General features: G+C 64.6%; 25 protein-coding genes and 1 tRNA gene. 19 read left to right on the forward strand and 7 right to left on the reverse strand.

The window, feature by feature from the left end; genetic code table 11:
- Window positions 1-35 precede the first annotated feature (35 nt).
- A complete protein-coding gene (locus ACW9TB_RS27685) occupies window positions 36-1367 on the forward strand; it encodes a UDP-glucose dehydrogenase family protein (RefSeq protein ID WP_472750995.1) in 1332 nt (443 codons plus the stop codon).
- 239 nt (window positions 1368-1606) lie between these two features.
- On the opposite strand, the gene ACW9TB_RS27690 is transcribed toward ACW9TB_RS27685, so the two are convergent.
- The 3 genes from ACW9TB_RS27690 to ACW9TB_RS27700 all read right to left on the reverse strand — a co-directional run bounded on the left by ACW9TB_RS27690 (window position 1607) and on the right by ACW9TB_RS27700 (window position 4085).
- Entirely contained in the window at window positions 1607-2803 is a 1197-nt protein-coding gene (locus ACW9TB_RS27690) for a hypothetical protein (RefSeq protein ID WP_472750996.1), read from the reverse strand.
- On the reverse strand, window positions 2800-3321 hold the full coding sequence (locus ACW9TB_RS27695) for a SigE family RNA polymerase sigma factor (RefSeq protein WP_472750997.1): 522 nt from the start codon (window positions 3319-3321) through the stop codon (window positions 2800-2802). The genes ACW9TB_RS27690 and ACW9TB_RS27695 overlap by 4 nt, the downstream gene beginning before the upstream one ends.
- A 137-nt stretch (window positions 3322-3458) precedes the next feature.
- Complete coding sequence (locus tag ACW9TB_RS27700) at window positions 3459-4085, reverse strand: TetR/AcrR family transcriptional regulator (RefSeq protein ID WP_472750998.1); 627 nt, start codon at window positions 4083-4085, stop codon at window positions 3459-3461.
- A gap of 82 nt (window positions 4086-4167) precedes the next feature.
- Between ACW9TB_RS27700 and ACW9TB_RS27705 the strand changes: the two genes are divergently transcribed.
- From ACW9TB_RS27705 to ACW9TB_RS27715, 3 genes are all read left to right on the forward strand, one after another.
- The gene (locus tag ACW9TB_RS27705; protein ID WP_472750999.1) at window positions 4168-5340 is read left to right on the forward strand and encodes a DUF418 domain-containing protein; all 1173 of its coding nucleotides are present in this window, start codon (window positions 4168-4170) and stop codon (window positions 5338-5340) included.
- Between the two features lie 890 nt (window positions 5341-6230).
- A complete protein-coding gene (locus ACW9TB_RS27710) occupies window positions 6231-6608 on the forward strand; it encodes a cupin domain-containing protein (RefSeq protein WP_472751000.1) in 378 nt (125 codons plus the stop codon).
- Window positions 6609-6672: 64 nt separating this feature from the next.
- Complete coding sequence (locus tag ACW9TB_RS27715) at window positions 6673-6972, forward strand: hypothetical protein (RefSeq protein ID WP_472751001.1); 300 nt, start codon at window positions 6673-6675, stop codon at window positions 6970-6972.
- Between the two features lie 201 nt (window positions 6973-7173).
- Here the strand turns inward: ACW9TB_RS27715 and ACW9TB_RS27720 are convergent, their stop codons facing one another.
- Window positions 7174-7395, reverse strand: coding sequence for a hypothetical protein (locus ACW9TB_RS27720; protein ID WP_472751002.1), 222 nt, complete (start codon window positions 7393-7395; stop codon window positions 7174-7176).
- Window positions 7396-8247: 852 nt separating this feature from the next.
- Here ACW9TB_RS27720 and ACW9TB_RS27725 point away from each other — a divergent pair.
- The 4 genes from ACW9TB_RS27725 to ACW9TB_RS27740 all read left to right on the forward strand — a co-directional run bounded on the left by ACW9TB_RS27725 (window position 8248) and on the right by ACW9TB_RS27740 (window position 14213).
- Entirely contained in the window at window positions 8248-8595 is a 348-nt protein-coding gene (locus ACW9TB_RS27725; RefSeq protein WP_472751003.1) for a hypothetical protein, read from the forward strand.
- Between the two features lie 1209 nt (window positions 8596-9804).
- The gene (locus ACW9TB_RS27730; RefSeq protein ID WP_472751004.1) at window positions 9805-12804 is read left to right on the forward strand and encodes an HD domain-containing protein; all 3000 of its coding nucleotides are present in this window, start codon (window positions 9805-9807) and stop codon (window positions 12802-12804) included.
- A complete protein-coding gene (locus tag ACW9TB_RS27735) occupies window positions 12797-13411 on the forward strand; it encodes an SLATT domain-containing protein (protein ID WP_472751005.1) in 615 nt (204 codons plus the stop codon). The genes ACW9TB_RS27730 and ACW9TB_RS27735 overlap by 8 nt, the downstream gene beginning before the upstream one ends.
- A gap of 241 nt (window positions 13412-13652) precedes the next feature.
- Window positions 13653-14213 carry an NUDIX hydrolase gene (locus tag ACW9TB_RS27740; protein WP_362515015.1) on the forward strand — a complete coding sequence of 187 codons (561 nt, stop codon included), beginning with the start codon at window positions 13653-13655 and terminating at the stop codon, window positions 14211-14213.
- On the opposite strand, the gene ACW9TB_RS27745 is transcribed toward ACW9TB_RS27740, so the two are convergent.
- Window positions 14194-15198 (reverse strand): XRE family transcriptional regulator, encoded by a 1005-nt coding sequence (locus tag ACW9TB_RS27745; RefSeq protein ID WP_472751006.1) that lies wholly within the window; start codon window positions 15196-15198, stop codon window positions 14194-14196. The two genes, ACW9TB_RS27740 and ACW9TB_RS27745, sit on opposite strands and share 20 nt — an antisense overlap.
- Before the next feature lie 333 nt (window positions 15199-15531).
- Here ACW9TB_RS27745 and ACW9TB_RS27750 point away from each other — a divergent pair, with 333 nt between their 5' ends.
- The 3 genes from ACW9TB_RS27750 (at window position 15532) to ACW9TB_RS27760 (ending at window position 17046) form a co-directional block, all read left to right on the forward strand.
- The gene (locus ACW9TB_RS27750) at window positions 15532-15939 is read left to right on the forward strand and encodes a hypothetical protein (RefSeq protein WP_344915006.1); all 408 of its coding nucleotides are present in this window, start codon (window positions 15532-15534) and stop codon (window positions 15937-15939) included.
- Window positions 15940-16082: 143 nt separating this feature from the next.
- Entirely contained in the window at window positions 16083-16238 is a 156-nt protein-coding gene (locus ACW9TB_RS27755) for a hypothetical protein (protein WP_472751007.1), read from the forward strand.
- A gap of 91 nt (window positions 16239-16329) precedes the next feature.
- Window positions 16330-17046, forward strand: coding sequence for a GntR family transcriptional regulator (locus ACW9TB_RS27760; protein WP_472751008.1), 717 nt, complete (start codon window positions 16330-16332; stop codon window positions 17044-17046).
- Here ACW9TB_RS27760 and ACW9TB_RS27765 read toward each other — a convergent pair whose 3' ends face one another.
- A complete protein-coding gene (locus ACW9TB_RS27765) occupies window positions 17047-17559 on the reverse strand; it encodes a DUF4265 domain-containing protein (RefSeq protein WP_472751009.1) in 513 nt (170 codons plus the stop codon). It abuts the gene before it with no gap.
- A gap of 188 nt (window positions 17560-17747) precedes the next feature.
- Here ACW9TB_RS27765 and ACW9TB_RS27770 point away from each other — a divergent pair, with 188 nt between their 5' ends.
- From ACW9TB_RS27770 to ACW9TB_RS27805, 8 genes are all read left to right on the forward strand, one after another.
- Complete coding sequence (locus tag ACW9TB_RS27770; protein WP_472751010.1) at window positions 17748-18197, forward strand: plasmid replication, integration and excision activator; 450 nt, start codon at window positions 17748-17750, stop codon at window positions 18195-18197.
- The gene (locus ACW9TB_RS27775) at window positions 18194-18520 is read left to right on the forward strand and encodes a hypothetical protein (protein ID WP_472751011.1); all 327 of its coding nucleotides are present in this window, start codon (window positions 18194-18196) and stop codon (window positions 18518-18520) included. The genes ACW9TB_RS27770 and ACW9TB_RS27775 overlap by 4 nt, the downstream gene beginning before the upstream one ends.
- Window positions 18521-18607: 87 nt before the next feature.
- Complete coding sequence (locus ACW9TB_RS27780) at window positions 18608-20020, forward strand: FtsK/SpoIIIE domain-containing protein (protein ID WP_472751012.1); 1413 nt, start codon at window positions 18608-18610, stop codon at window positions 20018-20020.
- Window positions 20017-20220 carry a hypothetical protein gene (locus tag ACW9TB_RS27785; protein ID WP_472751013.1) on the forward strand — a complete coding sequence of 68 codons (204 nt, stop codon included), beginning with the start codon at window positions 20017-20019 and terminating at the stop codon, window positions 20218-20220. Before ACW9TB_RS27780 ends, ACW9TB_RS27785 begins: the two co-directional genes overlap by 4 nt.
- Complete coding sequence (locus ACW9TB_RS27790; protein ID WP_472751014.1) at window positions 20213-20371, forward strand: hypothetical protein; 159 nt, start codon at window positions 20213-20215, stop codon at window positions 20369-20371. The genes ACW9TB_RS27785 and ACW9TB_RS27790 overlap by 8 nt, the downstream gene beginning before the upstream one ends.
- Window positions 20368-22029 (forward strand): replication initiator, encoded by a 1662-nt coding sequence (locus ACW9TB_RS27795; protein ID WP_472751015.1) that lies wholly within the window; start codon window positions 20368-20370, stop codon window positions 22027-22029. Before ACW9TB_RS27790 ends, ACW9TB_RS27795 begins: the two co-directional genes overlap by 4 nt.
- Before the next feature lie 23 nt (window positions 22030-22052).
- On the forward strand, window positions 22053-22223 hold the full coding sequence (locus ACW9TB_RS27800; RefSeq protein ID WP_362515482.1) for a helix-turn-helix transcriptional regulator: 171 nt from the start codon (window positions 22053-22055) through the stop codon (window positions 22221-22223).
- Window positions 22220-23584, forward strand: a complete 1365-nt coding sequence (locus tag ACW9TB_RS27805; RefSeq protein ID WP_472751016.1) for a tyrosine-type recombinase/integrase — start codon at window positions 22220-22222, stop codon at window positions 23582-23584. The genes ACW9TB_RS27800 and ACW9TB_RS27805 overlap by 4 nt, the downstream gene beginning before the upstream one ends.
- Before the next feature lie 230 nt (window positions 23585-23814).
- Here ACW9TB_RS27805 and ACW9TB_RS27810 read toward each other — a convergent pair.
- Window positions 23815-23899, reverse strand: a tRNA-Tyr gene (locus tag ACW9TB_RS27810).
- Window positions 23900-24225: the final 326 nt, after the last annotated feature.

The following is a 24225-nucleotide window of genomic DNA, read 5'->3' on the forward strand; positions in this document are numbered from 1 at the left end:
GACGAGCCCACGGACAAGTAGATAGGAATACGGATATGGGCGAAGCCGAGCTCCCCCGATTGACTGTGATCGGAACCGGCTATCTCGGGGCGACGCACGCGGTCTGCATGGCGTCGCTGGGCTACGACGTGGTCGGCCTGGACGTGGACAGCGGGAAAATCGCGAAACTGCAGGCCGGGCAGGTGCCGTTCTTCGAACCTGGCCTGCCCGAGATGCTGGGCAAGGCCCTGGAGTCGGGCCGGCTCCGGTTCACCACCTCCTACGAGGAGGCCGCCGAGCACGGCGACATCCACTTCGTCTGCGTCGGCACCCCCCAGGAGCCGGGCTCGGACGCCTGCGACCTGACCTACGTCGACGCCGCCGTACGCGACCTGGCCCCCCACCTGACCCGGCGCTGCCTGGTGGTCGGCAAGTCGACCGTCCCGGTGAACACCGCCGCCCGCCTGGCCGGCATGCTGCGCGAGCTGGCCCCGGCGGGAGACGAGGTGGAGCTGGCCTGGAACCCGGAGTTCCTGCGGGAGGGCTTCGCGGTCGACGACACGCTCAAGCCCGACCGGCTCGTGTTCGGCGTCACCTCGGAGTGGGCGCGCGAGCGGCTGGCCGCGGCGTTCCAGCCGATCCTCGACCTCGGCACCCCGGTGGTGGTCACCGACCTGGCCACCGCGGAGCTGGTCAAGGTGGCCGCCAACTCGTTCCTGGCCACCAAGATCTCCTACATCAACGCGATGGCCGAGGTCTGCGAGGCCACCGGGGCCGACGTCCGCGACCTGGCCAAGGCCCTCGCCTACGACGACCGGATCGGCGGCCGGTTCCTCCAGCCCGGCCTGGGCTTCGGCGGCGGCTGCCTGCCCAAGGACATCCGCGCCTTCGCGCACCGGGCGGAGGAGATCGGCGTCGGCCAGGCCGTGTCCTTCCTCCGCGAGGTCGACGCGATCAACCGGCGCCGCCGTTCCCGGACCATCGACCTGGTCAGGGAACTCCTCGGCGGCCAGCTCGACGGCAAGAGGGTCGCCTGCCTCGGCGCGGCCTTCAAGCCCAACTCCGACGACATCAGGGACGCCCCGGCGCTGAAGGTGGCCCAGACCATGCACGGGCTGGGCGCCAACGTCCGGGTGTACGACCCGGCCGCGCTGGACAACGCGCGCCGCGCCTATCCGGAGCTCAGGTACGGCACGAGCGCGATGGACGTGGCCCGTGACGCGGACGTGGTGGTCCTGCTCACCGAGTGGGCCGAATTCCGCGAGATCGAGCCCTCGGCGCTGGCGAAGGTGGTCAAGCACCCCCGGATCGTCGACGGCCGGCACGCGCTCGACGCGGACGTCTGGCGCGCGGAGGGCTGGGAGTACCGCGCCCTGGGCTGCCCCTGACCCGTCGTCGCCGTCCTTGAAGCCACACGGCCGGAGCATGACCGTGTGGCCAGGACGCGGACCCCGGCGGCGCCTTTCACGGTCCTGTCCCCCTTCCCGTTCGCCACCGCCTTCCAGCCCCGAAACCGGGTCACCGGTGTACGAGCGACCTCGTACACCGGTGACCCGACCCCGCGAAGACACCTCGCGCCGCGGCCCACGGGGACCCCTGCCCGGCCGGGGTCGGCTGGGACCTGAGGTCACAGCGCCCCGGGGGGGCCGGGCAGGACGATCTCGAAGAAGCCCTGCGCCCTGTACGTAGCGAGCTTCCTGGCCCTACCGGTCCTGACGTTCACCGCGTAGGCGGTTATGGTCCGGTACGGCGGATCGATGACCGTGGGCTCGTCGTCCGGCACCTCGGACGACGGCCTGCACCGCCCGGACATGGTCAGAGCCGTGACCTCCTCGGCGCTGAGCCAGGTGCGCAGCGAGATCTGGGAGACGCCGGAGGGCAGCCCGCTGACGGCGGTCGCCTTGCGCCTCTTGCCGGTGAGCGTGTCCATCAGGGCGAGGTCGCCCCTGCGGCACGGCCGCTCGGCGGTGCTGCGGTTCTCGATCACCGCGACGGTCTTCCCGTCGGGGGCGAGCGGGCTGAAGTGGTAGTCCACCGGCAGGATGACCGACGTGGAGTCGCCCTTCGAAGAGCTCGGCCACAGGTTCGAGATCGTCCGCAGCTGTGATCGGGGCGAGTATTCCGCGAGCGTGATGGTGGCGCCGTCCGGTGACAGGCCGACGGGGACCCAGCGGTTCGGCAGCTCGCGGAAGACCCCGTCGCGCATGTCGATGAGCAGCGCGGGATCCTTGAAATCCGGGACCTTGCTGAAGGCCACGAACCGCCCGTCGTCCGACAGCATCAGACGCGAGACACTTCCCAGCCAGGCCTGCGGCACCTCGCTCGCGGCCGTCGTCTTCTGGCCCGAGGCCAGGTCACGGACCTGGAAGGTGCCCTCCTCCGCGCTGTAGTAGGCGATCTTCCGGCCGTCCCTGCTGATCGCGAGCGGGCTGTCGCGCAGGCCGGTGCGACCGGGGGCGAGGCTGGGCAGCGCCTCCGGCACGTGGTAGGTCCTGCCGCTCCGGGTGACCACCCGCCAGCCTCCGTCCCGGCAGTCCTGCGGCACCTTCCCGCCGTCCGGCCCGCAGAAGGTCTTGTACGCGTGGCTCAGCGGCCCCACCCCGCGCACCGGGAGGTCGCCCTGGGAGGCGACCTCCCGCGGCTCGTCCGGCAGCAGCCGCATGGTGGCCGTCGTACCAAGGGCGACGACCACGACCATCGCCGCCGCGAGGAGCGAGATCACGGTACGGCGCCTGCGGTCACGCGTCGCGATCGTACGTTCGGCCAGGTCCACCTGTGGGGAGTCGTCGGCCAGGTCGACAAGCACGTCCCGTAGCCAGGTCATCGGTAGACCTCCTCGGTCTCCAGGTCGGCGAGCTTCGGTGCCAGGTCGGGCGCCAGGTCGCGCAGGCGGGCCAGCGCGTAGTGGGCCTGGCTCTTCACCGTCCCGATCGAGCAGTTCAGCAGCTCGGCCGTCTCGCGTTCGGTCCTGTCCTCGTAGTAGCGCAGTACGATCACCGCCCGCTGCCGGGGCGGCAGCCGCATGAGAGCCTGGCGCATGACGAGCCGCACGATGGTGGAGTCCTCGCCCGAGTACGGCCGGTCAGGCGGGTCGGCGGTCGGGAGCTCGCTCCTGACCCGGCGCCGCCGCCACGAGATGTACTGGTTCAGCAGCGCCTTACGCGCGTACGCCTCGGGGCGCTCGACGCGCGACAGCCTGGACCAGCGTCCGAGCACCTTGAGCAGGACGCTCTGCAGCAGATCCTCGGCCTGGTGGGCGTCTCCCGTGAGCAGGTAGGCGGTACGCATCAGCGCCTGCTGATGGTCGGCGACGAACCCGCGGAAGCTGTCATTGCGGTCCAAGGCGACTCCTTTCAACCGTTACCGACGCCGGTGACATGTCGAAAGGTTCGGTCCCGCCCGGCGAGAACTCCGGATCGCGTCCGAGCACACCGCCGACCGGCGATCCGCCGGTCAGCGTGGAGCGGAAGACGAGATCGTCAACGCGATCCTTCACCGGGGCCGGACCGGCCGCCGGGGGAAAGCCCGATCGCGGGCAGGATCGCCTGGTCGACTATCGCCGCGAGGTCCTCGTCGCCGGGCGGTGTCCCGGAGTCGATCAGTCGCTTGGTGACGAGGGCCTCGCCGATGTCGGCCACGACCGGGGTGAGCAGCTCGGCCGGGAAGTGGCCCCGGTCGGCGTAGTGCCGCAGCACGGTGCGGGTGAACGTGCCGCCCCGGTTGGCGAAGACCCGCTCGAACAGGGCCTCGGACATCAGCGCGGCGCTCTTCGGGTCGGTGAGGATGGCCGCGACGGCGCGGCCCGCCGGGCTGAGGGCCCAGTCCGCCATGAGGCGCAGGGCGCGGATGAGGTCACCGCGCAGGTCGTCGGCCCCCGCCGTCGGCTCCTCGACCGGGTGCTGGTGGTAGAGCGCGTCGAGGAGCACCTCCAGCGGGTCCGACCAGCGGCGGTACAGGGTCGTACGGGGCGTGGCCGCGCGCCGGGCGATGCCGTCCATGGTCAGCCGCCCCGCACCGACCTCCACCACCTCTTCCAGCACCGCATCGTGGATGGCCTTCAGCAGTTCTTCTCCGCGCCGGCGCATCCGGGCGTTGTGATCACTCATCGCCCCACCTTGCTTAGCTGCACGGGTGTATCTTACTCTCAGCATTAGCTACACCTCTGTATCTAATTTCAAGGGGACAACCATGTTCGTCGCCCCACCGGCCCCCGTTCACGGGGCCACTCCCATCACCCAGCGCGCGCTCGCGCCCGATCTCGCACGCGGGCTGATGCTGCTGCTCATCGCGCTGGCGCACTCGCACATGTACCTGTCGGGCCACGAGGCGGGCTTCCGCGGCTACGCGCTCGACGGCAGCCCCCTGGACCGGCTGGTCGCCGGGGTGCAGATCCTGCTGGTGGACGGACGTGCGCTGCCCATGTTCGCCGCCCTGTTCGGCTACGGCCTGGTGCAGATCGCCGACCGGCAGCTCGCCACGGGCAGGAGCTGGCCACAGGTGCGCACGGTGCTGCGCCGGCGGAGCCTGTGGCTGCTGGCGTTCGGGTTCTGCCACGCGCTGCTGCTGTTCTTCGGTGACATCCTCGGGGCGTACGGGCTGGTCGGGCTCGTGCTCGTCGGGTTCATCCGGCGCGAGGACAGGGTCGTGCTGCGGGCCGCCGTCGTAGGGCTGGTGCTGCACGTCGTGATCCTGTTCGGCTTCGGGCTGCTCACCATCTCCGCCCCCAAGGGCGACACGCCCGCCGCCATGGCGGACCCGATCGAGGCGACCGTGATGCGGCTCATCGGATGGACCGGGATGACGCCCACGTACTTCGCCGCCAGCGTGGTACCGGCCTTCCTGTTCGGAATCTGGGCGGCAAGGCGCCGCCTGCTGGAAGACCCCGTCTCGCACCGGGACCTGCTCTCCCGGGTCGCCGTCCTGGGCACCGGGCTGGCCGTCGCCGGCGCGGTGCCGCTGATGCTGATCGACACCCGCCTCTGGACGCCGTCGGACATGGTGGCCGTGTCGATGTACGCACTGCACAGCGTGACCGGCATCGCCGGCGGGCTCGCGTACGCGGCCATCATCGGACTCGCCGTCGGCCGGATGCGGCGCGGCCATCCCGGCCCGGTCGTCAGGGCCCTGGCCGCGTGCGGCCAATGGTCGCTGACCTGCTATCTCCTCCAGTCAGTGGTCTTCGTAGCGGTGTTCGCACCGTACGTCGGAGGGCTCGGCACGCGTGTGGGCGACGCCGCGGCGTCCGGCATCGCCGTGGTGACCTGGCTGGCCACCGTGGTGCTCGCCGCGCTGCTGGCGCCCGGCGGGCGAAGAGGACCGGCCGAGGCCGCCCTGCGGCGCCTCACCTACTCACGCCGCTGACTTTCCCGTACGCGGGCTTAACGGGTCGCGGCGGTCGGCCGGCGAACATCCGGAATGCCGACATCCGCTTCCAACACCCTGAAACAACCTTCAATGGGGATGAGCGACTCGTCACCAAGGCGTAGGGGGGGCCGTACCGGCTCGATCCCGGTGCCGGTGCTTGTCAGCAATGCTTCAATCCCGACCAGCGGTTTCGCCGACGTGCTGAATCTCTGCACAAAGTCCTGAGCGACAACACACCAACTGAGCACGACCTGAGGCACTGCCGAATTGTTCCTACGGGCATCAAGGGGCGACTGGGTATCAAGGGGCGGCGGCGCTGCGCGCCGTCGCCCGGCCCTGCGCCTGCGGCGCACACCGGACATGCGGCCTGAGGCCGGTCCCCGCGCGAGCAGGACTCCGGGCCGTCGCCGCACACGTACCGCTTCGTACCTCTTCATACCTCCGCCATCCACCGGCCTTTGGCCGCGCCACCGCCCCGATGCAGCACGACGATCGCCACGGGGTAGCCGCCGATGTCCGCCGGGGGCGGGGCAGGGGCGATCGAAGATCCAGGAGGTTCGTTTCGCACCCCGGCTCACCGAGTAACGTGGCCGATCACCGCGTACCGCGCGAGGTGGTTCTGCCCCTCCTCGGAGCCTGACAGAAGCATGAGGAAGAGCGTGGCGATGCCCGGATACAGGACTGATGCGCATGCCCGGCGCGAGGAAAGAGCAAGAAACGGCCTCTGGGGCCCCGTTCCGGCGAACCTCGGACTCGGTGTGCCGCTCTATCTAGCCTAGTGGCTGCTGACCGACCTACATTTACAAGATCTCGGTACGCGACCTGTGAGCTGCTGCGGCGCTGGTCAGAGGCGGCGTCGGACGGCTGCCGTGCTAGCGTCGCGGCTCGTGTTGGAGAACGTATATGTGGGGAGCGCCGACGTGGACGCGGCCGGTGACCGCGGTTGGCTACTCGGGCACTTCAAGCCGGTCGGCGATGTTCGGCACAGCGACGGCGTCGAGATCAAGTGGGGCGTGCATCCGCGTGGCGACGAGCGCGCGCAGTGGGTCACCGGCGAGAAACGTACGGCGTTGCTCATGCTGATCAGCGGCCGTTTCCGGGTGGAACTGCCGGGACGTAGCGTGCTGCTGGCCAAGCAGGGGGAGTACGTCGTGTGGGGTCATGGCGTCGATCACTCCTGGTACGCCGAGGAGGAGTCGGTGGTGCTCACGGTGCGCTGGCCTTCGATCCCTGGCTACGCGGTCCCCGAGCGGGAACCCGGATAACCGCCGGGCGGCAGTGGTTCGCGGATGGCATGCTGGGAGGCCGGCGATCACAAGGAGATCAGCGATGCCCCACCCTCCCGGCACGCAACCCGCGCTCCGGCGCACCCCTCTCGACGCAGAAGAGAAGGCCAGGGCCGAGGCGAACTTCACCCCCCTGGTCGCCCAGAGCCTCGTCGCCGACGGGCGGTTCAGGATAACCGCCGACACCCCGGAGATGGTGGAGCTGTGGCAGAGGGTCGCCCGCAACGTGGGTGACATGCTCCAGCGGCCCGTGATCAGCTACGCCAACGGCAGATACATCGTGATCGCCTTCGACCAGGACGAGACCGCGGCCTCACCGGCATCACGGCACGAGCGGACATAGCGACTCCCTCGCGGGGCCTGTGGTCACGGATGACGAACGATCCCAGGCCGACCGTCAAGCATCAGGTGGTGCCGCACAGTCACGACATCGTGCTCTGAACCCGCCTCACCCTGTCCGTGGGTCCCCGTCATTCCCCCTTGTTCCCCGGCCTGCTCGGCTTGCCCTGGGACGACGACGACGGGAAGGTCCGGCCTCAGCCATCTACGAACCCGACTCGTGCTCCTGGCGATCGTCCTGGAGCTGGAGCGCCCCCGCCGGAGGCACTTCACCACGACGTCGATCAGCCAATACGCAGACACCGGCTCCGATGAGAAATGCTGTCCCAGCATTGATCAGAACATTCATGGCGGCAAGGTTGAGAACAAGCTCATATCCATAGAGAGCTCGAAACACCAGCCAAAAGCCGATGATCAGGAAAGTCATCGCAACTACCCGAAGCACAGAGGGCCATGAACTCCTGCGAACGCGGTAGATAAGCGTAATCAAAAAGGGGAGGAGGATAATCGACAAGTGGAACGGCCAGGACTCACGTAGGAGGAATCTCGCCACATAGTCAAGAAGAGTCGGTTCGAAGTCGGACATAGCGCATGATCGTAAAGCACGATGTTCCACGAGCGATAGGCGCTTCCGAAGGATTGACATAGAGCTGCGGCGGCGCGGCCTGCGTACGACGGGTTGGCGAGGTACGGCGCGGCGCGGGTGCGACGACGGCCCAGAGTCCTGCCCGCGCGTCGGAACCGGCCCCCGGGCCGCATGCCCGGCGTGCGCCGCAGGCGCAGGGCCGGGCGACGGCGCACAGCACCCCCGCCCCTTGACGCGCTCGCCCTGCTCCTCAACGGCAACGCGGCGGCTGCGAACACGATCCGGCGCAAGCGGGCCGTCTTCAGTACGCGGTGGAGCTGGAGGAACTGCCCGCGAACCCGGTGACGAAAGTCCACTGGAAGCCGGTGAAGGTCGCCGAGACGGTCGATCCCCGCGTGGTCGTCAACCCCGAACAGGTTCGCGAGCTGCTGACCATGGTGACCTACGTGGGCAGGCGCGGCCGTGGTCGTCGACTCATGGCACTGTTCGCCTGCATGTACTACGCGGGCATCCGGCCGGGTGAGGCGGTCGCACTGCGCAAACAGGACTGTCGTCTTCCGGCAACCGGCCGGGGTCGGCTCCCGTCCCGAAGTGAACACCCGGTGGACCGATTCCGGGGATGCCCACGAGGCGCGCGGGCTCAAGCATCGAACGCAGGAGGACACGCGGCCTGCCCCGATCCCTCCGGTCCTGGTGAAGATCCTTCGCGAGCACCTCGACGAATTCGGGACCGCCGAGGACGGCTGGCTGTTCCAGAGCGAGCGCGGCGGCATGGTCGCCTCGACGGCCTATACCGAGGTGTGGGCCGCGGCTCGGCTCCTCGCGCTGACACCGGAACAGGCCGCCTCTCCCCTGGCTCGCAGGCCGTACGACCTGCGGCACGCGGCGGTATCGCTCTGGCTCAACGCCGGGGTGCCCGCTCCGGAGATCGCCAGGCGGGCCGGTCACGGCGTTGACGTTCTCCTCCGCGTCTACGCGAAGTGCATCGACGACCAGGAGGAGACGGTCAACCGCAGGATTGATGACGCGCTGGCCGCGTGAAGATCACCTCTGCCGTGGGGCTCTGGGACACACTCCCGGAGCCCCTTCGGCATTCCGGGGTCCATCCCGCGAGCGCTGACATGCGGCTGCTTCCGGCTGCCTATGGCTGCACACCCCGGAAACGCAAAAGAGGCCCCGGAGGGCCTCTGAGCTGCCAGTTTGGCTGGTGGCAGGTGCAGGACTTGAACCTGCGTAGGCTGAGCCGACGGTTTTACAGCGGGCCGACGATTCCGACTGCGGCGCGCCTTTGAACTGGCCGTACGGTTCCGCTCGGAGTCCTGGCGGGCGAGATCATCCCGCACGTATCCCGGATCTTGGTATGCGCTCCCACATGCTCTTGTGTTGGGCGATCCACCGGGATCGGACTACCTACGCCGGAAGCTCCTACTTCTCGATCCCTCTCGGTGCAAAGGCGCTCAACCTCGTTCCCCGGTGAGCCAGGGTGAGGAACGAACCCTGGATCTTCGATCGCCCCCGACCATGGCAGACCTCAACCACGATGAGGCGATCGTCGGGCTGCATCGGGGCGGCGGCGTAACCAAAGGCCGGCGGGGGCGTGGGTACGGCGCGGCGCGTGTGCGGCGACGGCCCGGAGTCCTGCCCGCGCGTCGGGACCGGCCCCCAGGCCGCATGCCCGGCGTGCGCCGCAGGCGCAGGGCCGGGCGACGGCGCGCAGCGCCGCCGCCCCTTGATACCTATGAGAACAATTCGGCAATGGTCTGGGGACACTCGCATTAAGAGGGCGGGCTGTGCAGTCGACTTACGTAGCGTGAGCTGCTCGAACGCCTCGCGCAGCCGGTGCCACTTTCAAGATCCATGCCCGCTAAGTTGGGCCACCAAATCACTTACAGCAAGAGAACCCGCCTCATGGAACTGCTAGCCCGAAGAGAGGGAGCCTCATGGCAGCACGTTTGCATCTGTTCGGCGAGAACCGGACAAACCTCGTTCAATCATCTTTTCATGCGTAACTATGACTTACATGTTCATATGTATATAAACTGTGAAAATTAGGTTTTGGCCTACGCGAGGGTGGGACACGAGTCATACTGAGAGTTACTCAAATAGGTGTACGCAACACGGTTGCCGGAGGTTCTCACAATGAGCTCGCTTTTCCCCTCACAAGCAGAGCAGCAAGCTGCCCTAGCTGGTGACCTCCCAGCGTTCGGAGGCTTTAGTCTGACACAGACTCGACGCGACTTAGCTGAGCTAATGAACAGGATAGGCGGGCTCGGCATATTTGAGGATTACACAAAGCATGATATTAGTCACGTAGATGCGATGCTGGCTAATCTTAAGTGGATAGTGCCTCCGGAAACTCTGAATGTAATGACTCGCGCTGACTGGCTCCTCATCGTCCTATCAGCATATTTTCATGACTTTGGGATGCTGGTTACTAAAGACGAGTATGAGCGACGCAAGGAGTCTGCGTTTCCTGAATATTGCAATGAACTCTTAAATAGCAAAGACGATATCTCACGCGACTACAAGGCACGCATTGAACGCCTTGATTTCGACACTCGTGAGCGATTTCTTTATCAGGAATTCGTAAGACACAATCACGCTTCCAGAGTCCGAACCTGGATCGAAGGGCAACCTTCGGTTGATCTAGGCATAACGCAGGCTGTGGCAAGCGAAGTTGAACGTTTACTCAGTCCGTTGAATGAAGTCTTTCGTGATGATTTGGCAATCGTATGCGAGAGCCATCACCTAGACGACCTTCACGACACTCGAAAGTACCGAGTGCGACGCAGCTATGGTCAACACGAGGAAGAGACAGCGAATGTTCAGTACGCAGCCGTTTTACTAAGAACTATAGATCTACTCCACATCACTAGTGATCGGACCCCCTCCGTCGTATACCGCGTAATTAATCCAAGAGATCCCGTAAGCCAGGCAGAATGGGCTAAGCAGTGCGCAGTCAGAGAAGTTAGATCGAAGGTAGGAAAGGACGCGGATGGGAATGTTTCTGAAGACGCCCCTCGTGACACCGTGGAAGTGCATGCACGCTTTTCGGACGCGGAAGGGTTCTTTGGACTAACATCCTATCTATCATATGCCGAGAATCAGCTTAAAGCGAGCCACGAATGGATCAGTCAGACTAACAAAAACGAAGGGACGAAGCATTATTTCCCGTGGAGGAGAATAGATACCGAAAATATTGAGACCAAGAATTTCCTTTCTCAGCCATTCGAGTTCACTCTCGATCACTCTAAAATATTGGACCTTCTCACCGGGCACACGCTTTATAACGATTCCAGCGTTGTGCTGCGTGAACTTTTGCAAAACTCCATAGACGCAGTTCGCTTGGCTCATGAAAACGATTCCCGTACTGCCGGGAAAGTGGAAGTGCGGTGGAACAGCGCTGAGAGGACACTGGAGGTTTGGGATAACGGAACTGGGATGACGCAGGAGATTATCGAGGGCAACTTTCTGCGAGCAGGTTCAAGCCTCTACCAAGATCCACAATTTCGTAAGTCAAAACCAAATTTCAACCCTATTAGCAGGTTTGGGATCGGCGTTCTTTCGGCTTTCATGGTGGCAGATCGAGTTGAAGTCGTCACGTGTCATAAGGATGATCCCAAAGGGCGATATTTGTCCCTGCGGTCTGTCCACGGCAAGTATCTAATTCGCCTGCTGCACAAGCAGCAAGACGAGCTCGCGAAAAGCATCGGACCGCATGGAACTATGGTGCGGATTAGAATAAGGCCGAGCGCTGAGATCCCAGATGTTCTTAGTTTAGCGCGTAGGTGGGCTGTAATCCCTGGCTGCAATCTAGTTGTTCAAATAGATAATGAATCCCCTGTTTCTGTCGGCTTCTCTACGGTATCGGAAGCACTGCGTTGCTCCCTGGAAGATCTTGGCTATTCGGTCGATACTAGCACTGGGCCTGTCACCGACAAAGGGCGCAATATTAGGGTCGTAGAGCGATGCGAAGGCGGGGTCGCCGTTGCTTTCGCCGTAGTTTGGAACCCGTACTTTAAGGAATGGAGCTTCTTCTCATTCCCCAGTGCTTTACTGCGTGAAAATAGGATAACAGATCCTGTGATTGGAATCTGTGTAGAGGGTATCCGCGTAGGGTTCGAGAGTCCAGGCTATTCAAATGGATCGCCAATATATGCGATCGCTAATGCAACAGGACGTACTGCGCCCAAAACCAACGTGGCACGGTCTGCCCTTGAAATGACCGATGAGTATAAGGAGACTCTCAGTACAATCTATAAATCCTACTGCAGTCACGTGATTGATGAGGTGGCCAGTATAAGCGAGACAAGGTCGCATTCTCTTACATGGGCTACCGATGAAGCGCCTTACCTATTAAGCCCTTTACTTAATTACAGAGAAGGGCGGCCTGTTGCGCCTGATATTTTGCGCAACGCTGTACGTAAGGTCCCTCTCTTTGTCGTGGAAAATGACGGCAGGCGCATTCAATGCTCAGCTGAAGACTTAGAGCTCAATGATGCCTTCTGGACGACTGAGAGCGGAATTGCCGAACACATTGAATACTTACTCCGAGAGGCGCCCGGACACGCTTCATTCTCTGACATCGTCAAGATTTTTGGTGGTGAAACGAAAGCTTTTCCGGAAGGACCCTTACTGTGCACTCGTATAGGTCGATCTATACCCGCTGACCTTCTACTTTCTACATGGCAGATTGTAGAAATTCGAGGAAATCAAGAACAGCGACGATGCGACGCGCGATGGATTAAGACATACTCGCGTAAATCTTCATGGAGCGATATGCGCGCCATTAGTAGGGATACAGAGTGGGCGCGGATCATTGATAGAATGGAGCGGGATAACGTTTTGCAACACGCTCGATATTCGCGATGGTTTGTTCCTATCGGCCCTGTGTCTGCGAGCGGCTTCAAGCCGAACGAGATCGCAGTCGTTATTGGTGACCGAAACTATCTCTTGCCAGGACATCCATGGGAAGAGATGCTGTCAGATGTCGGCGAAAGCTTGGACTATTCGGCTGGTCTATCCCCAACGGATAACCGAGTAATTGCACTGTCCTTACTTGCAGGATTTGCTATGAGTTCCCAACCTCGCCAGTTAGATGAAGTCGGGCGGAGGTTGTTGAGCTTTGGCCTCGATGACTTCTTCGATTGGGAAAAATTCGCGGCCATCTGTCTAGCGAAAAAGTGGGAGGCCTTCGATACGCGCAAGTGGCGACGGTGGCAGCCCGAGGGAGATCAGTTCGTTGGATGAGGTCCTGCAACCCAAAATAGAAAATATTGGGCGCCGCGTTTCTGCCAATGGAGATCTCATACTTCACCCTCTACCGGAACTTCCATGGCATTCGGGTATAAATGTATGTGCGGATATGTTGTTCCGCTGGTTAGAGGATACGGCTATTGCCAACCTGAACTGGTATTATGAGGAGAAGCGCAAAAAGGCGCGCTGGTCGCGTCGTTTACGGGTATTAGCTTCAGTATTTATCACTACAGGTACTCTAATTCCACTCGCCGCCACAGCTGGAGTTAAACCCGAATGGGCTCTCTGGGGATATCTTTTTCTAGGGGCAGGCGCTGCTGCCATCGGCTTAGATCGAGCGTTTGGGTTCACATCTTCCTGGACGCGGTACATGAGTACAGCAGTTGCAATTCAAAAACTTCTTATAGATTTTCAACTTGTGTGGGCAGTCAATCATGGTCGCGAAATTCCAAACAACAGCACTGATATTGATCTAGCATTAAGTGCGTTGCGTGAATTTGCCAAGGAGCTGAATAGTCTGATAGAAAATGAGACCGCATCATGGGCTGGCGAGTTTGATGGACATATTTTAACTCTCGAAAAGCAGTTGCCGAATTCCTGATGACTTTGCCTTTGGTATGGTTTGCTGGAAAGCAACTACCGACGTCTAGCCTGTTAGCACCTCAGTTGTTGAAACGTTAGCGGTGCTGACCACGACCAATTGCAGTGCAGTCCACACCGCCTAGCGGATCTCGCCATAAACTGTCGAGAAGGCTCTCGTTTCGACTACCGGTTTTCGTAGAACGTATGATTCTGTGCTGATGTCTGTGTACGTCAGGGATGTTGGCCTGTAACTTCGCTGTGTGGCTACCAACGAAGAGCGGTCGCGGTGGATCGTGCACGGGGAACGGCTCATCTACGACAACCGGTGGATCCGGCTGGGCCTCGTCGATGTGGCTATCCCGGACGGGGAGCGGTTCGAGCATCATGCGGTGCATCTGGATCGGGCGGCGATCGCCGTGGTGGTCGACGAGCAGAACCGGGTGCTGATGATGTGGCGGCACCGGTTCCTGTTCGACCGGTGGGGCTGGGAGTTGCCCGGCGGCCTGGTCGACGCCGGCGAGGATGCGATCACGACGGCTGCTCGTGAGGTTGAGGAGGAGACAGGGTATCGGCCCAAGGAGATCGAGCCTTTGATCACCTACCAGCCGATGGCGGGCATGGTCGACTCCGAGCACAGTCTCTTCCTGGTACGGGGTGCCGATCTGGTCGGGAGTCCTACCGGAGAGATCGAGGCGGATCTCATCGAGTGGGTGCCGATGGCGGAGATCCCGGCGATGATCGCCCGCGGGGACATCTGGACGTCGGGGACATTGATCGGTCTGTTCGCGGCGCGGGATCGGCTCAGCGCAACGAGCGGCTGACTGCTCGGGCGAGTTCCTCGACGCGTCGGCGCTGCCGACTGGATCCGGTCATCGTGGCGAGGTGCTGGGCGCGCTGGATGTGGGGTTGGGCGGCGTCTGGCTCTCCGCGGGCGAGAAGAGCATGGCCCAGGTCGCAGCGGACGCCGGATTCGGCGCGGTTGTAGGTGCCGTCCATCCCGGCCAGTGCTGAGCGCAGGTCCTCGACGGTTCCCGGATCGCCGAAGCGCACCAGGCAGCTCCCCCGCCAGCGGGCCAGGTGGTGGGCGTTGACCGACAGGTAAGGCATGTCGGGGTCGGCGTCGCCATCGGGCAGGAGTGCGGCGGCCTGTTCCAAAGCGGTGCGACAGGTCGTCTCGTCTCCGAGGATCGCGGCGCCTTCGGCTTCGGCTGCGGACATCCAGGTGCGGAGCCGGGCGGGGATGCGGTCGCGGTAGGTGGCGTGGATGTACTGGAGGAGTTCGGTGCCTTCGGCGGGGCGGCCGAGTTCCATCAGGACGTATGCCTGTTCGCCGGAGACGTAGGCGATGAGGGCGGGGTCACCGGCTTCGCGGGCGGCGGCTTTGGCGTGCTCGTAGTGGTTCCAGGCGTCGTTGAGCGCTCCGGTGTGGATGGCCTGCCATCCGGCCAGTGAGGCGGTCTCAGCCAAGACGTGGGCGAGTTGGGCGCGGATGCCGGGGCGTACGGCGTGGCGGTGGGCGTCTTCGACGTGGGAGATCTGGGCGCGCATCTTGTCGGCGATGGCGATGCCGCCGAGGCGGCGGTCCATGAGGCGCAGGTTGTTGGTGTCGGTGGTGAGGATCATGACCATGGTGGGGTCGACGGCGGCGGCTGCCTCGATCCGGGCCGTCAGTTCTTCGCTCTGCTCCTGGTGGTAGTCGCCGTGGTTTCCGGTGGGAGATGCGGTGTCGAGAGGGGCCAGGCCGAAGAGCATGCGGGCGTGGTCGGGCAGGCCGAGACCGGTGGCGATGCGTTCGTAGACGTCCAACTCGGTGATGTGGGACTGGTTTCGGCTGATCCGGCTGACGCGTCCCTGGGACAGGCCGGTTGCCGCGCCGATGTCTACCTGACTGGCGCCTGCATACTTTGCGGCGAGTTTGAAAAGACCGGCTACGTCACGATTTTTGAGGATTTCTCTACTGTCTTCGCGGTCCCATACTTCGGCCGGGATCTTGATCGGCGCGAAAGCGCTCCCGTGCATTCCGCCCTCCGGTCATCGGTTCCCGAGGTGGTGCGTCGCTACATGTCAAGACCCTATATGCCGTGGTGGAATATACGCGTGGGATAGGTCTGAGAAGTTCTTCCATCGATCCTTTCCGGTATGACAACGCCGGTTAAGTGCGAGGAATGCGATGGGCGCGGCTGGAAGATCGTCACGCGGCGCGGACATGTCGCGACCTCGTTTCTAGGAGGTGCGGTCTCCTCCCAGGAGGACTGCCTGTACTGCGATGGTCCCGAGCCCATTGTCGAGATGTTCGAGTGGGAGGTCTTCACCTCTGAGGGCGTCGAGCGGCTCGGGCCGTGCGGCACCAGTTCGGGGCAGGCGACCGCGATGGACGAGCTGCGCAAGGCGCTGCGCAGGATGGAGCCGCAACCGGCTCTGTGGGGACGGGTCACGCGGCGGGTCTATGACTTCGGCTTGGCGCCGGGCGACTGGTCACGAGAGGTGATCTTTCACGCCACCGTGGATCTGGCAGGGTCGGTGCGTTTCGAACGGCAGGAACCATGAGTGGGAATCCTCCCCAGCGGGGAGCGTCGTGCCTCGCTGAGCATCTCGTGCCGGCCGCTCCCGGATGCATGCCGTTGACCTGGCATAAGGCGCAGCGCTTCGGGCGAGTCCGAGTGGTGGCCTGGACCTGCCATGAGCATCGGGTGACATTTTACGAACTGTGCGACGCGGGTGGACTGTCGTTCATCCGCAAGACGGTTCAGGGCAAGGGGCAGGCGACGGTGCTTCACAGCGATCCGTGGCCGCCTGCTCAGGCGCGGGTGGTGTGGATCAAGGTTCTGGCTGGGCTGGCCCGATAGCTGTTTTCCTGTTGGTGCGGGTCCTGACAGAACTAATCTCAGCCAGTAGTCTGCTTATGCAGACAAGTGGAAGAGCGATCAGGCGGTCAAGATGAGCAAGGATTTCGCCCCTCCGAAGTACGCCCAGGTGATGAGCACGATTCAGGAGCGCATCGAAGCCGGGCAGTACGCGGCCGGTGACATGCTGCCCTCGGAGACACAGCTCGTCCGTGAGTTTGGCGTAGGTCGCACGACGGTAGTCCGGGCGCTTCAGACGCTGGCCATGCAAGGCTGGATCGAGCGTGAGCACGGCCGCGGTTCGTTCGTGAAGGGCCGCCCGGAGAGCGCCGCTGATCGCATCCGACCGGGGCTGGCCGTGACCGAGCAGGCCGAGAGCGGCGACACGGTCACCGACGTTGCTCGCGTTCCGGCTCCCCGCCACATCGCTCGTCTCCTCGGCATCGAAGACAAGACGCCGGTGATCTCGCGTCGGCGGGTGGTCAGGCAAGGAGGGCGGCTGTCGGCGGTGGAAACCCTGTGGTTCCCGCTGGAGATCGCGTTGGGCACCGACGTCGACAAGCCTGAACCGCTGCCCCGGGGAGTGCGCCACCATCTCCAGGCGGTCAAGCACCTGCGCTTCGATCACGTCATCGAGCGGCTGACCGCGCGCAACCCCACCAAGGAAGAGGCCGAGTTGCTCGCCTCCCCCAAGCCTGTCCTTGGGGTTTTGGCCACCGTGCACGACGCTGCGGGGGCTGTGCTCCTGGCGATGAGCGTGGCACTGCCTGGTGACCTGCACGAACTTCAGGACATCTACCCGGTGAGCTAGCTAGGCGTTGCGCCAAGCATCAGTGACGCAAGACGCCTCGAAGTGCCACCAACCGTCTTCCTCGCCACGTGTCAGTAGCGCCTTTATCCGGCCGAGTTCTGCGCGGGCAGGCACGTTGAAGGCGACCAGCGGCAGTTCCTTACTGAAGACCTCTCCGCCCAGGCTGAACGGTGCCAACCGCTCGTGCACGGCCTCGGCGCTTGCCCCGAGTGGACCGCTGGGAACGGGCAGGACCCGAACGGTGCAGTTTCCCGACGCCTCCACCCGCTCCGCGGACCAGTGAAGACCGTCGGCATCGGTAACGAACCGCACGACATCTCCCTCGGCCACCCCCTCCTGCAGGAAGGGGACGTTCTCCAGACGCGCGGTGTCCTCGCTCATCCGTGTGGCCCAGATCCCCTCGGTGCTGTAGGGAAGCCAGCCTTCTCGCGGCACGAACCGGAACCAGACCTTGATCCGGTTGTTCTCGGTGGTGTCGTGATCCAGTGAAGTCATGGAGACCATAACCGACATGATCGCGCATCCTCCTTGAGCGTCGAGCACCGTTAGGACGCCCGAGGGGCAGGCTGGCACATCCGGCCGTCCCCTCTCCATCGACCCACTCATTCACTTGTGCGGACGAGTGAGTATAGGCTACTCTCAACTTAAGCGGACAAGTGAACAACCGGACATCTGGTTGCCGCTGAACGAGAGGAAGCGACATGGCCATCCAAGGCCCCATCCCCGTCCACTTCGGACAAGTCTTCCCGCACGGCTGCTTCATCGTCGGTGAGGTCGAGCAGGTCAAGGACTTCGACGCCTCGTCCAAGGGCCGCACCGTCTACGCCAAGGACAAGAACACCGGAGAACTGGTCTGGCAGGTCGCGGTCATGGACGCCGACCCGACCGTGAAGGCCGGCCAGAAGACGGTCTCGGTCAAGATCCTGTCCCCCATCCAGCCGACCGTTCCGGCCGCGCTGCCGGGCCTGCCGTTCGTACCGGTGGAGTTCGACGGCATGACCGCCACCGCCTACGTCGCCCAGAACACCGGACGCCTGGCCTGGTCCATCCGAGCAACTACGATGCGCCCTCCCCGCACCGCTGCGGCTCCCACTCGGCAGAGCGCTCCGGCGCCGATCAAGGAGACGGCCGGTAAGGGCGTGACGGCGTGAGCGAACACGAGCCCTACACCTACGTCACCGCGTCGATTCACGAGGGCGTCACCCGATTCAACGTCTCCTTCTACACCTCGGACATGTCGGCCAAGGCACTCGGAGGCGACGGTGGGCGACCGTTCCTGACCTTGTCCAGCACTGAGGCACAGATGACGATCACCACTACGGGCGGCGGGCCGGTCACCGAGCAGGACGTGACCCTCGCGCGGGAGATCTTCACCGCCTCCGCACGCTACCTGGCCAACTGCGAGCGCCTCCACGCGGAACAGCCGACCAACCTCACCGACCAGACCACACCGCCCGGTGAGGTCGCGGCCTGACACGTAAGCGGGGCCGCCAGAAGCGCCAACTTCCGGCGGCCCCTCGGTTCTCCCTCGGACGCAAATTCAAGGAAGGCCCCCAGCCTAATGTTCAAAAAACTGCCCGGCGACGAGGCGCAGAACCTCGTCTCCACCACCCCCGATACCGCCGTCGTCTTCCGCCCGGCCGTCCTCCGCACCCCGGCGATCGTCACCATTGTGATCTTTGCGTGGCGATTGCTGGCCGGTGCCCTGCGGCTGCTGTGGCGCCACCCCATCGCCTCGGCCGTCGCGCTCACCCCCGTTGCAGTCACCTACTGGTACGGCTGGCGTTGGGGCCTCGGCCTGGTCACCACAACTCCTCTCGGTCTCACCGCCTGGTTCTTCCTCGCTCGTCCCTCGTTTCTTCACCTGCTGGGCTGGCGACTGCTGGCCTGGTGGCGACTGGTGTGGATCTACCGGCGGCACTGGCAACCGGTGATGATCATCTCTGGACTCGGACGTCACTTACGCGGCCGGGACTACCTGCCTCGCGTCGTCCGCGTCAGCTGCACCTCGTGGGCCGACGTGGTCACGGTGCGGATGCTCACCGGGCAGGCGGTCAAGGACTGGTCCGACCGCACCGAGCACCTCGCCCACGGGTTCGGCGCTCGCTCCTGCCGGGTCTCCATCGCGCGTTCGGGCCGGCTGCTGCTTGTCTTCCCTCGCCGTGATCCCCTCGCCACTCCGCTCCCGGCCGTACCGATCCCGGATGAGGCATCGGTGGGGCCGGTGGAGGTCGGCAAGTGCGAGGACGGCAATCCCTGGCTCCTGAAGGTCCACGGCACTCACGTCCTGGTCGCCGGGGCCACCGGGGCAGGCAAGGGATCGGTCATCTGGTCGGCGATCCGCGGCCTGCTGCCCGCCACCCGTGCGGGCCTGGCGCAGGTGTGGGCGCTGGATCCCAAACGGATGGAGCTGTCCTACGGGCGTGACCTGTTCAGCGACCGCTACGCCGCGAGCCCGGCCGACTGCGCCGATCTGCTGGAAGCGGCGGTGAAGATCATGCAGGAGCGGGCCGACCGCTACGCCGGACTCCAGCGCTCCCACACTCCCTCCGTCGATGACCCGTTCGTCCTGGTGGTGGTTGACGAGGTGGCGTTCCTGACCGCCTACCAGTCCGACAAGGGCCTCAAGCTCCGCATCTCCGCCGCCCTGGCGACGCTCACCACGCAGGGCCGCGCGGTCGGCTTCGGTGTCCTGGCCGCTCTCCAGGACCCGCGCAAGGAGGTCATGAACATCCGCAACCTGTTCCCCGACAAGATCGCGCTCCGCCTCGACGAGTCCGAACAGGTCGACATGGTCCTCGGCGACGGCGCACGGGACCGGGGGGCACTGGCTGATCACATCTCCCCGATCCCCGAGCAGGGCGCGGGTGTCGCCTACGTCCGCTTGGAGACCTCACCCGACCCGATCCGAGTCCGTGCCGCCTACGTCTCCGACAGCGACATCCGCGCGATGGCCATGGAGGTGACCGCGTGAGGGTCTGCTTCTACGGCACCGACGAGGAGATCACCCGCATCTGCGAGCGGCCCATCCTCGCCCTCCTAGGACGGCACCATGCTCAGCCTGTCCTGGCCTTCGAACTGTTCAACGTCCGCGTCACCGCCGACCCGTACCAGACCACGTTCCGGCTGGTGGCCGACCTGTCCGAAGTTCAGGAGAGGGGCGACCATGACTGAGCTGGCCTACATCCTCGACGGCCTGCGCTGCTCGGCCTGCCACGCGGTCAACACGCTGTGGCTGGACCTGATCCGCGGGCTGGTCGAGTGCCGCGAATGCGGACAGGGCGCGCTCCTCGACCCCGGCGACACGTACGAGGAGGGCGTGTGAGCAACCCGAACGACCGCAGCCTGTCGCGCGCCGAGCGTCAGAGGATGCCGCTCGCGCTGGATGTGGCGGTGGAGATCGCCAAGCACAACGGGGTGTGCATCCGGCCGGTGGTCCTGCGACGACTGGACACGCGCACCGGGCTCACCGAGGACGTCAACGTGCCCTGCGGGGCCACTATGGAGGCCAAGTGTCCTTCCTGCGCCCGGCGCAACCGCTACCTGCGGATGGCCCAGTGCCGGGAAGGCTGGCACCTGGAAGCCGAACCCTCGACCACCCCGGATGAGCCCAACGAGGAACAGCTCTGGCTGGTGGAGTTCCGCGCCGACATGCAGGCCCAGCGCGATGCCGCAGAGAAGGCCAGCGCCGACACCACCAACCTGGACGCGATCCTCACCGGGCTCGACGACGAGATCAACGCTGCCGGGATGCGCGGCACCCTGCTCGGTCGTGCTGCGGGCAAGCGCAACCGCTCGACCCGGCGGCGTCAGGACGCCCCTGATCTCCCCAAACGAGTCCGGCAGAACACCACGCTCGGGCGGACCTTCACCGGCTCGGACGGAACCACCTACCGGCCGTCGCTGTTCCTCACCCTCACGCTTCCCTCGTACGGCAAGATCCGGGCAGGGCAAGGCGTGCCCGTCAATCCAGACGCCTACGACTACACGCGGGCCGCTCGGGACGCGCTGCACTTCTCCAAGCTCGTCGACCGCTTCGTGCAAAACCTTCGCCGAGTCGCGGGCTATGACGTGCAGTACTTCTCCTCCGTCGAACCGCAGAAACGGCTCGCTCCTCACCTGCACATGGCAGTCCGCGGCACCATGCCTCGCGCTGAGGTCAAGCAGATCGCGGCTGCGACCTATCACCAGGTGTGGTGGCCATCCACCGATGAGATCAAGTTCGACGGCGACCACCTGCCGGTGTGGACGCAGCGGACCGACCTCCCCGACGAGGAGACCTATCCAGACGGACAGACCGGCGACTATCTCAACCCGACCACGGGGGAACTCCTCCCGACCTGGCATGAGGCACTCGACCACCTCGGCACCGACGACGAGGCCGAACCTCTGCATGTGGTCCGCTTCGGTTCTCAGGTCGACGTTCAGGGCGTCCTGTCCGGCACCCCGGATGCCGACCAGTGCGTCCGCTACCTGTCGAAGTATCTGACCAAGAGCCTCGGCGACGCCCTCGACCCTGACAACCCTGCTCAGCGAGCGCATGCCGCGCGGATGGCCGAAGCACTCCGTTACGAACCCTGCTCTCCGGCCTGTCCGAACTGGCTGCGCTACGGCGTGCAGCCCAAAGGCGCCAAGCAGGGCATGACTCCGGGCCGGTGCCGGAGCAAGGCGCACAAGCCCGAACACCTCGGCTACGCGGGCCGTCGCGTCCTGGTCTCGCGTAAGTGGTCGAACAAGACCCTGTCCGAGCACAAGCGCGACCGCCGTACCTGGGTCATGGAGGCGCTCGGCCTGGCTGACGAGGTCCCCGATCCGCACCGCTATGTCTGGAAGCCCGTCCCGGCCGGTGACAGCGACATCCCCTCTCTGGCCCTGCGGCTGCTGCGCATGGTCGCCGAACGCCAGCGCTGGCGAGCAACCCTGTTCGCACTCCGAGAGAAGGCGACCGGACAAGATCTTTCGGCAATCAGGGAGGCGGCGTGAAGAAGAAGGACGACGACAAGCTCATGACCGTCCCCGAGATCCTCGACAGGCTCGGCGGGATCTCCGTCCGGACCCTCTATCGCTGGCGTGAGATCGGCAAGTTCCCCCGCGGCCTGCGACTGCCCAACGACGAGATCCGCCTCTATCGCAGTGAGTTCGAGGCGTGGCTTGAGAGCCTCAGGGAGGCGGCGTGAACACCTCGTACGACGTGAAGTTCTGGGAGATCCGCCGGAACAAGTCCAGTAAGGCCGCGTCCTATGAGGTCCGGTGGAAGGTGGGCGGCCGGGAGAAGTCCAAGAGCTACCGGACCAAGGCTCTCGGCGAGAACTTCCTGTCCGACCTGCGGCAGGCTGCCAAGCGGGGCGAAGCTTTCGACATGGAGACGGGCCTCCCCGAGTCGATGATCCAGGCCAAGGAGGCGCAGAACTGGTACGCCTTCGTCCTGGCCTACATCGACATGAAGTGGCCCCACGCGGCGGCCAAGACTCGGGATGCGATGACCGATGCCCTGGCGACGGTGGTCCCCGCGCTAACGCGAGACATCCCCGGCAAGCCAGAGGTCTCCGTCCTCCGTACGGCGTTGCGTCACTACGCGCTACCTCCCAACGCTCGGGACAAGGCGCGGCCTGTTGAGATCGCCAAGGCGCTGCGCTGGCTCGACACGGCATCTGTGCCTCTGTCTGAGCTTCAGGAGGCCAAGACCGTCCGGGCCGGGCTCGACGCGCTCGCTCTGCTCCTCAACGGCAAGGCGGCGGCTGCGAACACGATCCGGCGTAAGCGGGCCGTCTTCTACAACGCCCTTCAGTACGCGGTGGAGCTGGAGGAACTTCCCGCGAACCCGGTGACGAAAGTGCGCTGGAAGCCGGTGAAGGTCGCCGAGACGGTCGATCCCCGCGTGGTCGTCAACCCCGAGCAGGTTCGCGAGTTGCTGACCATGGTGACCTACGTGGGCAGGCGCGGCCGGGGTCGTCGGCTCATGGCGCTGTTCGCCTGCATGTACTACGCGGGCATCCGGCCGGGTGAGGCGGTCGCGCTGCGCAAGCAGGACTGTCGTCTTCCGGCAACCGGCTGGGGTCGGCTCAGCCTCGATGTCTCCCGTCCCGAGGTGAACACCCGGTGGACCGATTCCGGGGATGCCCACGAGGCGCGCGGGCTCAAGCATCGGGCGCAGGAGGACACGCGGCCTGTCCCGATCCCGCCCATCCTGGTGAGGATCCTCCGCGAGCACCTCGACGAATTCGGGACCGCCAAGGACGGCCGGCTGTTCCAGAGCGAGCGCGGCGGCGTGGTCGCCTCGACGGCCTATACCGAGGTGTGGGCCGCGGCTCGGCTCCTCGCGCTGACACCGGAACAAGCTGCCTCTCCCCTGGCTCGCAGGCCGTACGACCTGCGGCACGCGGCGGTGTCGCTCTGGCTCAATGCCGGGGTGCCCGCCCCGGAGATCGCCAGGCGGGCCGGTCACGGCGTTGACGTTCTCCTCCGCGTCTACGCGAAGTGCATCGACGGCCAGGAGGAGACGGTCAACCGGAGGATTGATGACGCGCTGGCCGCGTGAAGATCACCTCTGCTGTGGGGCTCTGGGACACACTCCCGGAGCCCTTTCGGCGTTCCGGGGTCCATCCCGCGCATGTCCCGCAACCCCCGGCGCTACCTGGGGAAATGCCTCATGATCCATCCCGCGTATATCCCGCGAACGCTGACATGCGGCTGCTTCTGGCTGCCTGTGGCTGCATGTCCCGGAAACGCAAAAGAGGCCCCGGAGGGCCTCTGAGCTGCCAGTTTGGCTGGTGGCAGGTGCAGGACTTGAACCTGCGTAGGCTGAGCCGACGGTTTTACAGACCGCTCCCTTTGACCACTCGGGCAACCTGCCATGTCCTCCGCTTGCGGCGGCGACAGGAAGAAGAATAGCGGACTTCCGGGTGTGACGTGACATCGGTGGAGGGCACCCCCCGATAGCCGGTTCCATCAGGACTTTTGGTGCGTACAGCGCCGCTCGTACCGGTGTTTCCTGGGAAGGGAGGGGCGTCAGAGGCGTCGTGGTGTCGGGGGAAGACAGGGCTCGATGGTGGGGGCCGGAGGGGTGGGAAGCGGTGTGAGAGGAGAAGCGGAGGAGCAAGACACGGCAGGGAGACACGTCAAGGTGGGCGGGTGGGGCAGGAGAGGCACGCTGAGGGGGGACAGGGGGCACGCTAAAAG

The sequence above is a fragment of the Streptosporangium sp. H13245 genome, from assembly GCF_055690525.1.